General features: G+C 51.1%; 13 protein-coding genes and 1 tRNA gene. 13 read left to right on the forward strand and 1 reads right to left on the reverse strand.

The window, feature by feature from the left end; translation table 11 throughout:
* The first annotated feature begins 31 nt into the window (after positions 1-31).
* The 4 genes from NQ495_RS08420 to NQ495_RS08435 all read left to right on the forward strand — a co-directional run bounded on the left by NQ495_RS08420 (position 32) and on the right by NQ495_RS08435 (position 3,448).
* On the forward strand, positions 32-1,069 hold the full coding sequence (locus tag NQ495_RS08420; RefSeq protein ID WP_040294154.1) for an asparaginase: 1,038 nt from the start codon (positions 32-34) through the stop codon (positions 1,067-1,069).
* A gap of 219 nt (positions 1,070-1,288) precedes the next feature.
* A tRNA-Ser gene (locus NQ495_RS08425) sits at positions 1,289-1,376 on the forward strand.
* 978 nt (positions 1,377-2,354) lie between these two features.
* Entirely contained in the window at positions 2,355-2,600 is a 246-nt protein-coding gene (locus tag NQ495_RS08430) for a helix-turn-helix domain-containing protein (RefSeq protein WP_040294153.1), read from the forward strand.
* A gap of 29 nt (positions 2,601-2,629) precedes the next feature.
* Positions 2,630-3,448, forward strand: coding sequence for a BRO-N domain-containing protein (locus NQ495_RS08435; protein WP_009133381.1), 819 nt, complete (start codon positions 2,630-2,632; stop codon positions 3,446-3,448).
* A gap of 372 nt (positions 3,449-3,820) precedes the next feature.
* On the opposite strand, the gene NQ495_RS11840 is transcribed toward NQ495_RS08435, so the two are convergent.
* The gene (locus tag NQ495_RS11840) at positions 3,821-4,135 is read right to left on the reverse strand and encodes a hypothetical protein (RefSeq protein ID WP_390621735.1); all 315 of its coding nucleotides are present in this window, start codon (positions 4,133-4,135) and stop codon (positions 3,821-3,823) included.
* Positions 4,136-5,029: 894 nt separating this feature from the next.
* Here NQ495_RS11840 and NQ495_RS08440 point away from each other — a divergent pair.
* The 9 genes from NQ495_RS08440 to NQ495_RS08480 all read left to right on the forward strand — a co-directional run bounded on the left by NQ495_RS08440 (position 5,030) and on the right by NQ495_RS08480 (position 12,602).
* Positions 5,030-5,533, forward strand: a complete 504-nt coding sequence (locus NQ495_RS08440) for a UpxY family transcription antiterminator (RefSeq protein WP_232208906.1) — start codon at positions 5,030-5,032, stop codon at positions 5,531-5,533.
* 24 nt (positions 5,534-5,557) lie between these two features.
* On the forward strand, positions 5,558-6,412 hold the full coding sequence (locus tag NQ495_RS08445; protein ID WP_009133378.1) for a hypothetical protein: 855 nt from the start codon (positions 5,558-5,560) through the stop codon (positions 6,410-6,412).
* A 77-nt stretch (positions 6,413-6,489) separates the two neighbouring features.
* Complete coding sequence (gene rfbA / locus NQ495_RS08450) at positions 6,490-7,383, forward strand: glucose-1-phosphate thymidylyltransferase RfbA (RefSeq protein ID WP_009135148.1); 894 nt, start codon at positions 6,490-6,492, stop codon at positions 7,381-7,383.
* A 167-nt stretch (positions 7,384-7,550) separates the two neighbouring features.
* Complete coding sequence (rfbC, locus tag NQ495_RS08455) at positions 7,551-8,129, forward strand: dTDP-4-dehydrorhamnose 3,5-epimerase (protein WP_009135149.1); 579 nt, start codon at positions 7,551-7,553, stop codon at positions 8,127-8,129.
* 310 nt (positions 8,130-8,439) lie between these two features.
* Positions 8,440-9,357: a dTDP-4-dehydrorhamnose reductase gene (rfbD, locus tag NQ495_RS08460; RefSeq protein ID WP_040294365.1), complete on the forward strand. Its 918-nt coding sequence runs from the start codon at positions 8,440-8,442 to the stop codon at positions 9,355-9,357.
* Positions 9,358-9,369: 12 nt separating this feature from the next.
* Complete coding sequence (gene rfbB / locus NQ495_RS08465; RefSeq protein ID WP_009133376.1) at positions 9,370-10,485, forward strand: dTDP-glucose 4,6-dehydratase; 1,116 nt, start codon at positions 9,370-9,372, stop codon at positions 10,483-10,485.
* A 13-nt stretch (positions 10,486-10,498) separates the two neighbouring features.
* Positions 10,499-10,903 carry a sugar 3,4-ketoisomerase gene (locus NQ495_RS08470; RefSeq protein ID WP_009133375.1) on the forward strand — a complete coding sequence of 135 codons (405 nt, stop codon included), beginning with the start codon at positions 10,499-10,501 and terminating at the stop codon, positions 10,901-10,903.
* Positions 10,904-11,734: 831 nt separating this feature from the next.
* Positions 11,735-12,157, forward strand: coding sequence for a sugar 3,4-ketoisomerase (locus tag NQ495_RS08475; protein ID WP_009133374.1), 423 nt, complete (start codon positions 11,735-11,737; stop codon positions 12,155-12,157).
* Entirely contained in the window at positions 12,144-12,602 is a 459-nt protein-coding gene (locus tag NQ495_RS08480) for a MaoC family dehydratase (protein ID WP_009133373.1), read from the forward strand. Before NQ495_RS08475 ends, NQ495_RS08480 begins: the two co-directional genes overlap by 14 nt.
* Position 12,603 lies beyond the last annotated feature (1 nt).

A 12,603-nucleotide genomic window follows, 5' to 3' on the forward strand; every position in this document is an offset into this window, starting at 1 on the left:
AGCCGGGGTGGATAAATTTAGAATCTAACGCATGGAACCACGTGCCAAATCATCCGTATTGCTGATCTACACGGGCGGCACGATCGGCATGAAGCCCGATCCGGAAACGGGCGTACTGGCGCCGTTCGACTTCAGTACCATTTACGACGAGTTTCCCTACCTGGGAAAACTCGATGTCGAATTGGAGGTGATCAACCTCACGCCGATCGACTCGTCGAATGTGACGCCGGAACTGTGGTGCGAACTGGCGCGGCTGATCCGTGACAACTACGACGCTTACGACGGCTTTGTCGTGCTGCACGGTACCGACACGATGTCCTATTCCGCCTCCGCGCTCAGTTTTATGCTGGTGAACCTCGCCAAACCCGTCATTTTTACCGGCAGCCAGATCCCGATCGGCGTGCTGCGTACCGACGGGCGCGAAAACCTGATTACCGCGGTCGAGATCGCTGCGGCGCGCGAAGGCGGCCGCGCTGTGGTGCCGGAGGTGTGCATCTGTTTTCAAAACAAGCTCTTCCGTGCGAACCGCACGACCAAGCACAGCGCCGAGCAGCTCAATGCGTTCCGTTCCGACAACTATCCGATTCTCGCCGAGGTGGGCGTCAGCATCCATTACAACCGTCCCTTTATCCGGCGGCCTGCCCCCGATCCCGGGCCGCTGCGGATCGTCACGCGGCTCGATACGCGTATCGCTGTGGTGCGGCTGTTCCCCGGCATGAGCGCCGAGACGTTCACGGCGATGCTCGGCATTCCGGGGCTGCGCGGGGTAGTACTCGAAACGTACGGTGCGGGCAACGCCCCCACGGCCGACTGGTTCATCGATGCGGTGTCCGCAGCCGTCGCACGCGGCGTCGTGGTGCTGAACGTCACGCAATGTTTGGGCGGCAGCGTTTCGATGGAGATGTACGAAACGGGCAAACGGCTCGGGCAGACCGGCGTGATCAGCGGGCGTGACATCACTACCGAGAGCGCCGTGACCAAGATGATGGTCGTGCTCGGTGCTTCGGACGATCCGCAGGAGGTGCGCCGCGGGCTTGAGGCCGACCGGTGCGGCGAGATTTCCGATTGATCCGTTCCGTCTGTGGAGTGGGCGCATGTTGGTACGCAGCGGAGCGTTACTTTGGCGGTTTGTGGCGCTGTCGGAGACGGGATCGGAGAGAAAATCGACGGCGATTTTTCGGAACCAAAATAATTTTGTATCTTGCAGCGCTTTCCGGCCGGGATCCGTTCGATGCGGCCCTGCGACCGGGCTTGTCACCGGGGGATCGGGTGTGGGAAGCGACGTTTTGGAGAAATGTCCGAGTGGTTTAAGGAGCGCGCCTGGAAAGTGCGTATACCCCAAAAGGGTATCGTGGGTTCGAATCCCGCTTTCTCCGCAGTATGCTCTGACAATCAGTGTGTTGTCAGAGTAAGGGACTAAATTAGGGACTACTTTAAGTAGTTCCTATTCTTTTTTATGGGTAAACGGGCCCCTCTGGATAGGTTATTAAGCGGAGTATCTATTGGTCTACTTTGGCCGTTATGCCTCGTTAGAATTTTCGTTTTTACCTCCCCGTAACCGCCCCGTTCTTTGTTGGCTAAAGTTCGCGCGTGCGCGTATGTGATAGGGGAAAATTATTTTGTGGCTCATTCCTAACCTTCAAACCCTACATTTACTACACTATAAAAAAGGATCGGTAATTTACCGATCCCTGATTGTTGAGGTTCAAAGTCTGTCAGTAGGAATTAATGCGTTTATTTTCGCTTTCCACTCTTTTACACGCTTGGATAATAACTTGTGTAGTTGCTTTTCCTCGGTTTCCGTTATTCCGTGCGGTGGTACCTCGTAAACAGTTCACCCACAGCGACCGGACACGTCTATTACTGCATTTGGAAAAAGTTTGTTTGTAATAGTCACTTCCGTCACACGATTAGTCTTTGAGGTACTGACCTGACGGGACGTTGCTGTAATAGGCGATCGCTCCGGTAGTCCAATAGGTATCTGCATTGCTGGTCCGTACAGCCTTTGCCGCTGCGTTTTTAGCTTTGATAGCGGCCCGTTTGGTTTCCTGCTTATGTTGCTTGCTTACCCTCCCAAGCCTGGCGCAAAGCAGCAGAAAAGCTGTAAGAATACGGGTGTTGCCTTTGTAGATATTTCAAGCTCTTTTCATAATCTGCGTTTGTTGTATTTGCTCGTGGATTTCATAGTTGTAGTGGTTTGTATTTCTTTTTTATCATAAATGCAATATTTGTCGAACGTATAAGCCAAGTATTTTAGTAGCGATCTTAATGATTTATATTACTTTTGATCTGAATATGTATGGTTTTAAGTTTATTTACCACCTTTGTGAAAGTAATATTTACTACTACATGACATGAATTTGAGGATAAAAGAAGTTTGTAAAGAGAAAGGGGTAACCTTGCAACACGTCGCGGAAGTTATAGGTGTAAATAGGGTGAGCTTGTCTAACTCTATCAACGGTAATCCAACGATCCAAACATTGGAAAAAATTGCTAGCGCTTTGGGTGTGGTTGTGTCGGAACTAATAGACGAACCAAAAACAAATACGATCACCTGTCCTCATTGCGGTAAACAGATCAAATTTGAGAAGGGGAAATAATTTTATAGCTTTGCTAAAAGGCTAGGACGATGACAAAGAAAGATGCTGTAAAGTTATTTGAGGATAGACAGGTGCGCTCTGTTTGGGATTCGGATGCCGAAAAGTGGTATGTCTCGGTGATTGATGTGATCGAGGTATTGACCGATAGTGCCAATCCTCGCCGGTATTGGAGTGACTTAAAACGCAAATTGAATGCAGAGGGAAGTCAGTTGTACGAAAATATCGTACAACTCAAAATGAAATCTGCAGATGGAAAGAGCTACAATACCGATGTGGCTGATGTGGAACAACTATTTAGACTTATCCAGTCCATCCCATCCCCAAAGGCGGAACCTTTCAAGCAATGGTTAGCGCAATTAGGCCGGGAACGACTGGAGGAAATAGACGATCCGGAACAAGGTATTGAACGCCTGATGGAGTATTACCACCGCAAAGGATATTCGGCCAACTGGATTAATCAACGGCTTAAATCTATCGAGGTGCGCAAAGAGCTTACCGATGAATGGGAGCGGCGGGGAATTCAAAAAGGCCAGCAATACGCTATCCTTACCGACGTCATCACTCAAAGCTGGTCGGGGTTTACCACCAAGCAATACAAGCAGTATAAAGGGCTTAAAACCGAGAGTTTGCGGGATAATATGACTAACCTCGAATTAGTCCTTAATATGCTCGCAGAAGCCTCCACAACTGAGATTTCTCAAAATGAAGAACCCGAAACCTTTGCACACAGCAAACAGATCGCACAACGAGGCGGTAGGGTTGCCGGTGCTGCCCGTAAAGAACTGGAAACACAAACCGGTCAAAAGGTCGTTAGCCCGTTGAGTGTTAAAAAGGCTATCAAAAAATAACCACCTGATACACGTAGGGGTCTCGAAACTGTGATTTTAAAAGAACAGTCACCCGTTGAGGTGGCTGTTTATTTTTAGAATATTTCCGCGATCATCTTTCCGTAATTTGTGGTAGGATCAACGAGTAGCAAGGAAAAATAACGAGATTCCGTTCTTTCTATCTGAAGGTGGTAAACTTCCATAGTGATCAAAGGCGATAATGTTATATGAGGGCATCCGGTAATTTCGAACCTCCTACCAATCCCAACGAAGAGCGGCTGTAGCCCGAAGTCGAGATTCCGACCCAGCAATAATCCAGTAAGTTAGCGAATTAAAGACAAATATTTACTGTTTTACCCTTTGGGTGACCTTTGGGTTGTTCGACATATTATATCAGCTTTTACCCTTGATGTAGCCTTGCTGTTCTTCTTCCTCCGGGTGGTTGTGGAAATACTTTTGGGGGATATAAAGGTATCCGCAATCCCGTCCCACGTCAAGGAATAGATACCCGTCTGTTGTGGTATTGATATACCGGACAAACATCCGTTTACGGTGACAGGCAGGACATTCGTACCGGCTCCGTATTTCCTGTATTTTTCCAATTCGTAGCGGTGTGCCATTGCTCCGTTTTTTATCGAAGTCAGAAAAGGTTTTTCTTGCTACATTTCCTACATTACGTACACGAGTGAATTTACTATGATCTGACATTCAGCATATTGAATGATGTGGGGGATTCATTGGCTCCATACTTTCCTATATTACCTATACCTGTAAAAATTCATGTGCGATGTGATCTTCGTTTTTACCTCACCGTAACCTCACCGTTCTTTGTTGGCTAAAGTTCGCGTGCGCGTTAATGATGTCAAAATAGGTTTACTCTTTATGTATTGTATGCGCGCGGTGATGACCGAATAGGCTTGCAGGCCGACACTAATACCCTCTTACACGCGCGTATGTGATAAGGGGAAATTATTTTTGCGCAAATTCCGCATATAAAAAAAGGGCCGGAGTAACAATCCCCTAATTGTTGAAGTTCGAAGCTTGTCTATAGGAATGAATTAAATGATAAACATAGTCTAACCGATAAATATCCAGACAAGACCGACGTAAAGAAACCCACTCTTTTAAAACCTTTCCTCTTTCTTGATAAGAAACGGGACTTTTACAATTCAAATATCCGAATTATATTTTTAACAACCAAACTATCTTAATCTTTTAGAAGACTTTTTTGTACAACTAATACATTGTTTTTCATTATTATACAATATAGAAAGTTGGACAAATTCAGGTACTTATATGGTCGGTAGGTTTATAATCCGGCTCTCATCACTTATCTCAATACTATAAATACAGATCGTATGTTGCGTACTCATTCAACCTTTCAATTAATTCAATATGCTGATATACATTGATTTATAATACAAAATTATTTCTTATCAAGAGATAGGGCCTTTTTGCGAGAGATATGTATTTATGGTTCGACTGTAATTATCTGATATTATTGCATTTGCAATAGTTTCGGAGTCCATAGAGACATCCCTTTTCTAAAATATGGATGAAAAACAAGCCCCGGAAAAGACACAATGGTACGCCCTTCGGAGTATGCGTCGGTCCATATTGGGATGTAAATCGATATTAACGGACTTACATATCGAACACTTCATTCCAATGGTTAAAATCAAGACCCGGACACCATCAGGCCGTTTCAGGTGGAATGAACAACCATTGGCATTTAACTATGTATTCGTTCATTCCACGGCTGCCGCACTCAATGACCTGAAACAAACACGCCTTCCAAACCTGTGCTACCTGATGCGTCCGAATGAAAAAGGTTTCGACGCAAAAGTCATCGTTCCGGACGAACAGATGCGCAATTTCATCGCTATCGCAGGAACGAGCGAGGAACGTATACTCTATTTACCCTATTCGGAAGTGGATTTAGCTCATGGAGACCGCGTACGCATAACCGGGGGCACATTCGAGGGGGTGGAGGGCATCTACCAAAGAATCAAAGGTGTACGAGACAAGCAGGTCGTAGTCTGTATCGAAGGTCTCGTGGCTGTTGCTACTGCTACCGTTCCCGCCTATTTGGTCGAAAAAATATAACCTGCAAAAGGGATCCCCCTGAATATGAATCCAGAAAAACTGAAGAACCTTCTTCCGTTTCTGTATAATCATCGTGTCCGCGCGCAAAGCGCATGCCGGATGGATGCGCTCTCACGGATGTATCTCGCCGTTAACGATCTGATATGCGTGTCGGCCATCGACGATTATGAAAACAGGAAGAAGATCACCCATAAAATCAATGCGCTTTACAGGGTTATTGACCGAACCTCTGCAAGCGGTTTAAGACGGATGTATCGCCTGACCAAAGAGAGTACGTTAACCGTCTATGGAATAAAAGACACAGAGTGCAGCAGGTTGTATAATGATCTCTTAGCCGGTTATGTGAAAAATCCCGATCCTGCACAGGAACTGGACATCATGGCATGTATTGTCTATGAACTGGGCAGCATTGCGGATGACGTCACGGGACTGGACTATTATCCATTTTTCCAAACCAAATGCAGGCAATGGATCAATGAACTGGATACGGATGGTCGTTGGGAAGGAATTTCACAAGAAACAGCCGTACGCCGACTGGCCCTGCTACAAGACAACAGTTGCATATTCAGGGATGACCGTTTCGATGATACGCTTTTGCAGGCATACAATTATTACAGCGAACAGCTCACCCTGCCTATGAAAATAACTGCCGACCAACTTCCTTTGTTCGGTGCATGGTATGACCTGTTGCGGATTCCTGGCATATTCCCATATGTTCCCAAGAGACTGAAACAAGTCGCCCGATTGATGGAACAGTTTGCATCGCAAGTGAAACCCCGTTCCGATGCATGGTACCTCGCTATCAGTTATGCCGTGGTACAATGTTGTTCCGATCTGATGGACGACTTGCAGCAAGAGGCGATTCAGGAGGCAGGGTAGGATAGCAGGAAGCGGGACGGGAGCACGGAACGAATAGCATTTCTAACGATATACAAGTTCATACCAAATAAGACTCTATGAAAGGCATTGTATTGGCTGGGGGGTCTGGTACGCGGTTGTACCCGATCACGAAGGGAGTTTCCAAGCAGTTGCTCCCGATCTACGACAAGCCGATGATCTACTATCCGCTGTCGGTTTTGATGCTGGCCGGAATCCGGGAGATCCTGGTGATCTCCACCCCCTGTGACCTGCCCTCTTTCCGGCGGCTGCTGGGCGACGGATCCGATTATGGGGTACATCTCTCTTATGCCGAACAGCCGTCGCCCGACGGGCTCGCGCAGGCGTTCCTGATCGGCGAGGAATTTATCGGCGACGATGCCGTATGCCTCGTACTCGGGGACAACATCTTCCAGGGGGCCGGATTCTCCGAGCTGCTGGCAGGGGCAGTACGCACCGCCGAAGCGGAAAAAAAGGCAACCGTATTCGGATACTGGGTCGACGATCCCCAGCGGTACGGCGTGGCGGAGTTCGACCGCCGGGGAAACTGCCTCTCCATCGAGGAGAAGCCCGCAGAGCCGAAGTCGAACTATGCCGTGGTCGGGCTATACTTCTACCCGAACGAGGTGGTCTCCGTGGCCAAATCGATTAAACCCTCCGCACGCGGAGAGCTGGAGATCACCTCGGTGAACCAGCGGTTCCTCGCCGAGGGTGCGCTCAAGGTGCAGACCCTCGGACGCGGCTTCGCCTGGCTCGACACCGGAACGCACGATTCGCTCTCGGAGGCATCCATCTTCGTCGAGGTGCTCGAAAAGCGGCAGGGGCTCAAGATCGCATGCCTCGAGGGTATCGCCTACCGCAACGGCTGGATCTCCGAAGGGAAACTGCGCGAGGCGGCCGAACCCATGCTCAAAAACCAGTACGGACAATACCTGCTCAAAGTGATCGCAGAGGTCGCCCGCGACGGGCGCTGACCGGGAAACGGGATCAAGACGCATCTCCGCCCTGCCATCGTCCGTCCGTCGCAGCCCGGTCTTGTCGGGCTGCGAAGCGATCCGGCAGGAGCCCCGGGCGAATCCGGAACATCTGCCAAACACTCTTCTACACCAAAACCCAAAATATAAACGAGGGGTTCGTCTTTATGAAAGTTATCGAAACTGCGCTCGAAGGGGTCGTGATCCTCGAGCCCGAACTGCACCGCGATGCGCGGGGATACTTTTTTGAAAGCTACTCACGGCAATTGTTCGACAAATCGGTCCGGCCGGTCCGCTTCGTACAGGACAACGAATCGCGATCCTCATACGGCGTGCTGCGGGGGCTCCATTTCCAGCGCGGAGAACATGCACAGGGGAAATTGGTGCGCGTCGTGGAAGGTGCCGTACTGGACGTGGCCGTGGACATCCGCCGCGGATCCCCCACATTCGGACGGTACGTGGCCGTCGAGCTTTCGGGAGAGAACCACCGCCAGCTGTTCATCCCCCGCGGCTTCGCGCACGGCTTCGCCGTACTGAGCCCCCGCGCGCTTTTCCAGTACAAGTGCGATGCGCCTTACGCGCCGCAGAGCGAAGGGGCGATCGCCTGGAACGACCCGCAGATCGGTATCGACTGGCGGCTCGACCCCGCAGACGTGCTCCTCTCGGAAAAGGACAGCCGCCATCCGCGACTGGATGAGGCGCCCGAACTGTTCGACTATAACACGGATTACTATGCCCAACGATAAAACGGCGGCGGCACAGGCCCCCGCAACGGCGGAGAAAACCGCAGGCGCAGCGCCGGACACAGCGGCAACTGCTGCAAAAACAGCCCCGGCGACAACGCCCCCCACAGCTACGGCGGGAAGCGCAACGCTCCCCGGAACCGGCAGGCGCACCGCAGCCATAACCGTGCTCGTCACAGGAGCCAACGGGCAGCTGGGCAACGAAATGCGCAGGATCGCGGCGACAGATGCGACAACAGCCCCGGCGACAACGCCCCCCACAGCTACGGCGGGAAGCGCAACGCTCCCCGGAACCGGCAGGCGCACCGCAGCCATAACCGTGCTCGTCACAGGAGCCAACGGGCAGCTGGGCAACGAAATGCGCAGGATCGCGGCGACAGATGCGACAACAGCCCCGGCGGCAGCAACCGCTCCGGGCAACGTCCGCTACCTGTTCACCGACGTCGCCGAGCTGGACATCACCGATCCCCAAGCCGTGCGGCGCACGATGCGCGAGAACGACGTGGAGGTGATCGTCAACTGCGCCGCATACACCAACGTCAACAAAGCCGAAGAGGACGAAGCCACGGCGGACCTGCTCAACCACCGCGCAGTGGCGAACCTCGCTGCCGCAGCCCGGGAACGGGGAGCCACGCTGATCCACATCTCCACCGATTACGTCTTCGGAGGGGACGGAAACGTCCCCCGCCGCGAGGACGATCCCGTAAGGCCGCTGGGCGTATACGGACGCACGAAGCTCGCCGGGGAGAAGGCCATCGCCGAAGCCGGCTGTGCCGCACTGATCCTGCGTACCGCATGGCTCTACTCCGAGTTCGGAAACAACTTCGTCAAGACCATGCTCCGGCTAACGGCCCAGACGCCCCGGGTAAAAGTGGTCTTCGACCAGGCGGGAACGCCCACGTACGCCGCAGACCTCGCCGGGGCCATACACCGCATGATCTCCTCGGGGGCATACCGGGGAAACGAAGGGACTTACCACTTTTCCAACGAAGGGGTATGCTCCTGGTACGACTTCGCTCACGAAATCGCGGTACTGGCAGGGCTCGACCCCGCACGGGTGATACCCTGCCACTCCGAAGAGTTCCCCTCCCCTGTCGAAAGGCCCCGCTATTCCGTGCTCGACAAAACCAAAATCAAAGAGACTTTCAACCTAACGATACCCTACTGGCGCGATGCGCTCGAGCGATGTCTCGAACGCCTGGGGGCGCAAACGGCCGGCACGGCAATCTAACTCTCCTTGCATATGACCTTCCAACGCAATTTACTCGTCACCGGCGGAGCCGGTTTTATCGGCAGCCATGTAGTACGGCTGCTGGTCAACAAATATCCCCAATACCGAATCGTCAACCTCGACAAACTGACCTATGCCGGAAACCTCGCAAACCTGGCGGACATCGAGAACGCGCCGAACTACACCTTCGTAAAGGCGGACATCTGCGACTTCGAGAAGATGCTGGAAACCTTCCGGACATACCGAATCGACGGGGTCATACACCTCGCAGCGGAAAGCCATGTCGACCGGTCGATCAAGGATCCTTTCACCTTCGCACGGACAAATGTAATGGGAACCCTCTCCCTGCTCCAGGCGGCAAAAGAGTTCTGGAACGGAGATTACCAGGGAAAGCGATTTTACCACATATCCACCGACGAAGTCTACGGGGCACTCGAGCTCACAAAACCCCACGGTGAACCCGACGGAAACGAATGCGGAGGCGGACCCTACGGCGAGGAGTTCTTCACCGAAACGACAAAATACGACCCGCACAGCCCGTATTCGGCCAGCAAAGCCTCTTCGGACCACTTCGTCAGGGCATTCCACGACACGTACGGAATGCCCACCCTCGTCACCAACTGCTCGAACAACTACGGGCCGTTCCAGTTTCCCGAAAAGCTGATCCCGCTGTTCATCAACAACATCCGGCACAACAAGCCCCTGCCCGTATACGGTAAAGGTGAAAACGTACGCGACTGGCTGTATGTCGAGGACCACGCAAGGGCCATAGACCTCATTTTCCACGAAGGTAAAATTGCCGGTACATACAACATCGGAGGCTTCAACGAATGGAAGAACATCGACCTGATAAAGGTCGTCATCAAAACCGTCGACCGACTCCTGGGCAGGCCGGAAGGGACCAGCGAAAAACTGATTACCTACGTCACAGACAGGGCCGGACACGACCTGCGATACGCTATAGACTCCTCCAAACTCAAAAACGAACTCGGATGGGAACCGACACTCCAGTTCGAAGAAGGCATCGAAAAAACCGTCCGTTGGTACCTCGATAACCAAAAATGGATCGATAACGTTACATCCGGTCAATACCAAAAATATTACTCCGAAATGTACGAAAACCGGTGAAACAATTTGAATTATGACCCACGCAGCGAAGATCATCAACCTGCCGAAAATACTTGACAAACGCGGAAACCTCTCTTTCATTGAAGAGAAGCGCCATGTGCCTTTCGAAATTCACAGAACATACTGGATTTACGATGTCCCGGGAGGCGAAGTCCGAGGCGGACATGCATATCGTGAAAACGAGGAACTGGTCATTGCCCTCAGCGGAAGTTTCGACGTTGTCCTGCACGACGGCAAGCAGGAACAGCGATTCAGTCTGAACCGTTCGTATTATGGACTTTATATTCCAAAAATGACGTGGCGCATGCTCGAAAATTTTTCGACCAATGCACTGGCACTCATTCTCTCATCGACTACCTACGACTCTAAAGATTATATCCGCGACTTCGATCAATTCATAATTGAAGGATGCCGATGATCCGCTCATTGACCGGATGGCGATACGTTTTCGCTGTCGTGATTTTTTTTTGCACCATTATCTGATCGACGGTAAATCGGCCTTGCAGGCAGGAGGTGTGATCGGAGTAACGTTTTTTTTCATACTGAGCTGGCTTCTACTCGCTTACGACTATAAAAAAACGTTTGCTGACCCGGGAAATGACAACATGTGATTTTTGGAAAGCCAGAGTGGTCAAGCTATATCCGCTTCATCTTTTGTGTTTCGCTGCAATATTTCTGCTAGGTATTCGCTCTTTTGCCATGACAGACCTACCCAAAGCGGCTCTGAACCTGCTCCTTTTGCAAAGCTGGGTTCCGCTGTCCGACTACTATATGTCATACAATGCCGTATCATGGTTTTGATCGGACGAATTGTTTTTCTACCTGATGTTCCCGTTCGTCCTACCCGTTTTGTTAAACAGCTATACATGTTCACAATTAGTTCGTTATAAGTAATTTACACTCCACCAAACACCACCTGCATCACGAGAAACGCATTGCGTATTACCCAAATCAACGGGAGCCCCGCAAACGGCGTAAGCCGCTACAAAACCGGACGGGAGGCATCTTCTCACAAGGGTTGTCCTGTCGTGCCGTACAATTGTTCAGGAAAGCCAGTTTTTGTTTTTATCTAATTCATTAACAAGCCATTCTGGTCGGACGTACCTTTGCCGCCAAAGCCAGTCTCGACACGGACAACCTACCGGCCCTACTCGTTTTTCTCGTGCTTACCACGCTAGCAGTGTGGCTTGCCTGAAATGGATCGAACGCCCCATAACCCGATGGTTAAAACGCAAACTTACATAATATCATGCTGAAATCTGTGTATGATTGTTCGGTGATCGAACTGCCGCGCATAGAGAACGCAAAAGGGAACATTACACCAGTACACAGTGGGATTAACCTGCCGTTCGAGATCGCCCGGATTTTCTATTTGTACGACATCCCTGGAGGTGAGGCTCGCGGAGCGCATGCCCATCGCGAATGCCATCAGTTCCTGGTTGCGGCGAGCGGTAGCTTCGAGGTCGTGCTCGATGACGGGTACAACAAACGGACCGTCACGCTTAATCGGCCTTACTTCGGTTTGCACATCCCGCCGGGTATCTGGGCTGCCGAGCAAGGCTTTTCTTCGGGTTCGATCTGCCTGGTACTAACCTCGCACATTTACGACGAGGCCGACTATATCCGTGATTATGCATCATTCATCAATTACACCCGCCATGAAACCAAGTAAACTCGGACTCTACTTCGACGAATTCGTCGTCGGTGAGACCGTCGAGCATGCTCTTTCCAAAACCGTTTTCGAAAGCGATAACAATTTCTTCAGCCTGCTCACGATGAACCACCATCCGGTACACACCAATCTGGACTATGCACGCAAGAACCAGCATGGCCAGCTCCTAGTCGTCGGTACACTGGTCTTTTCACTTGTTGTCGGCATGACTGTTCCCGATATCAGCGGTAAAGCGATTGCCAATCTGGGATATGAAGATATCAAACATCTCAGACCGGTATTTATCAACGATACACTGTACGCAAAAACCATCGTCCTCGATAAACGAGAATCGAAGTCTAAACCCGACCGGGGAATCGTTCATGTCGAAACCGTAGGCTATAACCAACATGATGAAGCAGTGATCAGTTTCCGCCGTCACGTTCTCGTCAAAAAACAAGCATAAT

The sequence above is a fragment of the Alistipes indistinctus YIT 12060 genome, from assembly GCF_025144995.1.
Lineage (GTDB): Bacteria > Bacteroidota > Bacteroidia > Bacteroidales > Rikenellaceae > Alistipes_A > Alistipes_A indistinctus.

What these genes read in the sequence shown, in the direction of transcription:
- NQ495_RS08420 (WP_040294154.1), top strand. Translation starts at nt 32, where the DNA reads ATGGAACCACGTGCCAAATCATCCGTATTGCTGATCTACACGGGCGGC.
- NQ495_RS08430 (WP_040294153.1), top strand. Translation starts at nt 2,355, where the DNA reads ATGAATTTGAGGATAAAAGAAGTTTGTAAAGAGAAAGGGGTAACCTTG.
- NQ495_RS08435 (WP_009133381.1), top strand. Translation starts at nt 2,630, where the DNA reads ATGACAAAGAAAGATGCTGTAAAGTTATTTGAGGATAGACAGGTGCGC.
- NQ495_RS11840 (WP_390621735.1), bottom strand. Translation starts at nt 4,135, where the DNA reads ATGTCAGATCATAGTAAATTCACTCGTGTACGTAATGTAGGAAATGTA.
- NQ495_RS08440 (WP_232208906.1), top strand. Translation starts at nt 5,030, where the DNA reads ATGCGTCGGTCCATATTGGGATGTAAATCGATATTAACGGACTTACAT.
- NQ495_RS08445 (WP_009133378.1), top strand. Translation starts at nt 5,558, where the DNA reads ATGAATCCAGAAAAACTGAAGAACCTTCTTCCGTTTCTGTATAATCAT.
- rfbA (WP_009135148.1), top strand. Translation starts at nt 6,490, where the DNA reads ATGAAAGGCATTGTATTGGCTGGGGGGTCTGGTACGCGGTTGTACCCG.
- rfbC (WP_009135149.1), top strand. Translation starts at nt 7,551, where the DNA reads ATGAAAGTTATCGAAACTGCGCTCGAAGGGGTCGTGATCCTCGAGCCC.
- rfbB (WP_009133376.1), top strand. Translation starts at nt 9,370, where the DNA reads ATGACCTTCCAACGCAATTTACTCGTCACCGGCGGAGCCGGTTTTATC.
- NQ495_RS08470 (WP_009133375.1), top strand. Translation starts at nt 10,499, where the DNA reads ATGACCCACGCAGCGAAGATCATCAACCTGCCGAAAATACTTGACAAA.
- NQ495_RS08475 (WP_009133374.1), top strand. Translation starts at nt 11,735, where the DNA reads ATGCTGAAATCTGTGTATGATTGTTCGGTGATCGAACTGCCGCGCATA.
- NQ495_RS08480 (WP_009133373.1), top strand. Translation starts at nt 12,144, where the DNA reads ATGAAACCAAGTAAACTCGGACTCTACTTCGACGAATTCGTCGTCGGT.